General features: G+C 71.4%; 3 protein-coding genes. All 3 read right to left on the reverse strand.

Annotation, left to right across the window (positions count from 1 at the left end; translation table 11 throughout):
• Positions 1-57: 57 nt before the first annotated feature.
• The gene (gene rpmE, locus ABD308_RS01545; protein WP_329489607.1) at positions 58-279 is read right to left on the reverse strand and encodes a 50S ribosomal protein L31; all 222 of its coding nucleotides are present in this window, start codon (positions 277-279) and stop codon (positions 58-60) included.
• A gap of 159 nt (positions 280-438) precedes the next feature.
• On the reverse strand, positions 439-1,542 hold the full coding sequence (locus ABD308_RS01550; RefSeq protein WP_344324264.1) for an LCP family protein: 1,104 nt from the start codon (positions 1,540-1,542) through the stop codon (positions 439-441).
• Between the two features lie 108 nt (positions 1,543-1,650).
• A partial coding sequence (gene rho / locus ABD308_RS01555) for a transcription termination factor Rho (protein WP_344324267.1) occupies positions 1,651-2,852 on the reverse strand: 1,202 nt, incomplete at its 5' end.

Raw genomic sequence — 2,852 nt, forward strand, 5'->3', positions numbered from 1 at the left:
CCCCAAGCACCCCCGGAAACGAGTTCGGGGGCACCGGGAACCGGCGCCGAGGGAGCGCTAGGCCTTCGCGCTGTGCTGCTTGCCGAAGCGGGCCTCGAAGCGGGCCACGCGGCCACCGGTGTCGAGGATCTTCTGCTTGCCGGTGTAGAACGGGTGGCACTGCGAGCAGACCTCGGCGCGGATCTCGCCACTGGTCTCGGTCGAGCGGGTGGTGAACTCGGCACCGCAGGTGCAGGTCACATGGGTGACCACGTACTCGGGGTGAACGTTGGGCTTCAAGGGGTTCTCCTAGTGTTCGGGAGGGCACCGGGTCGGCGGCTTGGAACGCCACTCGTGAACCGGGACCGACGGTCCAGTCTGCCAGGACCGGCCGCCTCTTCCCAAACCGGGGGGCTCCGCCGGATATTCCGGGCCGCCCGGGGCCGCCTCCGAGGTGCTTCAGGAGCGCTTCGCGGGCGCCTTCGCCGGGGCCGTGGCGGGCGCCGTGGGGGTGGCCTGGGCGGGGTTGCGCGGCTGGGCGGCCACCACCGCCTCCGGCACCGGCCGGTCGGCCTTCAGGGCCGCCCAGAGCTGGTCCGCCTGGGGCTGCCGCTGGACCACCCGGTCCGGGGCGCCCGGGGCCGCCGTCACGGGCAGGGTGACCATGGCGAGCCCGTCCGGCCCGATGCCCTTGAGCTCCTGGGCCAGCCCGACCAGCGCGTTGACCGAGGCGAGCGCCGAGTCGGTGGTGATCGAGCGGGTCAGGGTGTCGCCGACCGACCAGAGCTTGGCCGGGTTGCCCAGCAGCCCGACGCCGCGGACCTGCTGGAGCAGCGAGCGGACCATCTGCTTCTGCAGCTCGATCCGGCCGAGGTCGCTGCCGTCGCCGACGCCGTGCCGGGTGCGGACGAAGGCGAGCGCCTGCCGGCCGTCCAGGTGGTGCTCGCCGGGCGGCAGGTCCAGGCCGCTGTCCTTGTCGTGGATGGCCACCGTGGTGGTCACGGTGGCCCCGCCTATCGCGTCCACCAGCCGGGCGAAGCCGTTGAAGTCCACCTCGACGTAGTGGTCCATCCGCAGCCCGCTGAGCTGCTCCACGGTCTTGACCGCGCAGGCCGCGCCGCCGGCCTCGTAGGCGCTGTTGAACATCGCGCGCTTGGCGGCCGGCACCGCCTTGCCCTGCGGGCCGGTGCACTCGGGGCGCGGGACGAGGGTGTCGCGCGGGATGGACACCACGTCGGCGCGCGAGTGGTCCTGGCTGACGTGCACCACCATCGCGGTGTCCGAGCGGGCGGTGCCGCCGGTGTCCCCGCCGGCCAGGTCCGCGTTGCCGCCGGAGCGCGAGTCGGAGCCGAGCACCAGCAGGTTGAAGGAGCCGTCGGTGGCGGCCGGCGGCCGGGCGGTGCCGAGCCGGGCGTCGATGTCGACGCTCTTGAGGTTGCCGTCCAGCCGCAGGTAGGCGTACCCGGCCGCGCCCGCGCCGAGCACGACGAGCGCGGCGACGGCGCACGCGGCCGCGCGCAGGAGCCTGCGGCGGCGGCTCGGGACCCTCTTGTGTTCGGCCATACGGTCCAGAGTAAATCGGACAAGCCACCGAAATGGCCTCAAGACGTCCCAAGTCTGGAACAAACCGGCCCGGTGCCTGAACGCGTCCTACGAACGCGTCCTACGCCGTCAGTCGCCCGACCCGGGGGTCGTCTTGGCGATCTGCATCAGGAACTCGGCGTTGCTCTTGGTCTGCTTCATCTTGTCCAGCAGCAGCTCGATCGCCTGCTGCGAGTCGAGCGCGTGCAGCACCCGGCGCAGCTTCCAGACGATGGCGAGCTCCTCGCCGCCGAGCAGGATCTCCTCCTTGCGGGTGCTGGAGGCGTCCACGTCGACGGCCGGGAAGATGCGCTTGTCCGAGAGCTTCCGGTCGAGCTTGAGCTCCATGTTGCCGGTGCCCTTGAACTCCTCGAAGATCACCTCGTCCATCCGCGAGCCGGTCTCGACCAGCGCGGTGGCCAGGATGGTCAGCGAGCCGCCGTTCTCGATGTTGCGCGCGGCACCGAAGAACTTCTTCGGCGGGTACAGCGCGGTCGAGTCGACACCACCGGACAGGATGCGGCCGGAGGCCGGCGCCGCCAGGTTGTAGGCACGGCCCAGACGGGTGATCGAGTCCAGCAGGATGACCACGTCGTGGCCCAGCTCCACCAGGCGCTTGGCGCGCTCGATGGCCAGCTCGGCGACGGTGGTGTGGTCCTCCGCCGGGCGGTCGAAGGTCGAGGAGATGACCTCGCCCTTCACCGACCGCTGCATGTCGGTGACCTCTTCCGGACGCTCGTCGACCAGGACGACCATCAGGTGGCACTCGGGGTTGTTGTGGGTGATCGCGTTGGCGACCGCCTGCAGCACCATGGTCTTGCCGGTCTTCGGCGGCGCGACGATCAGACCGCGCTGGCCCTTGCCGATCGGCGACACCAGGTCGATGATCCGGGTGGTCAGCACGCCCGGGTCGGTCTCCAGGCGCAGCCGCTCCTGCGGGTAGAGCGGGGTCAGCTTGTTGAACTCGGGGCGGCCGCGGCCGCTCTCCGGGTCCATGCCGTTGACCGAGTCCAGCCGCACCATGGCGTTGAACTTCTCGCGGCGCTCGCCGTCACGCGGCTGGCGCACCGCGCCGGTGATGGCGTCGCCCTTGCGCAGGCCGTTCTTGCGGACCTGGGCGAGCGAGACGTAGACGTCGTTCTGGCCCGGCAGGTAGCCGGAGGTGCGCACGAACGCGTAGTTGTCGAGGATGTCGAGGATGCCCGCGACCGGGATCAGGACGTCGTCCTCGCCGATCTGCGGCTCGGTGCCGGTGGTCTCGAAGCCCTCGCGGCGGCCGCGGCCCCGGCGGT

The organism is Kitasatospora putterlickiae (assembly GCF_039527695.1).
Taxonomy (GTDB): domain Bacteria; phylum Actinomycetota; class Actinomycetes; order Streptomycetales; family Streptomycetaceae; genus Kitasatospora; species Kitasatospora putterlickiae.

Excerpts from the sequence above, each read along its gene's own strand:
- ABD308_RS01550 (WP_344324264.1), bottom strand. The coding sequence starts at position 1,542 with ATGGCCGAACACAAGAGGGTCCCGAGCCGCCGCCGCAGGCTCCTGCGC.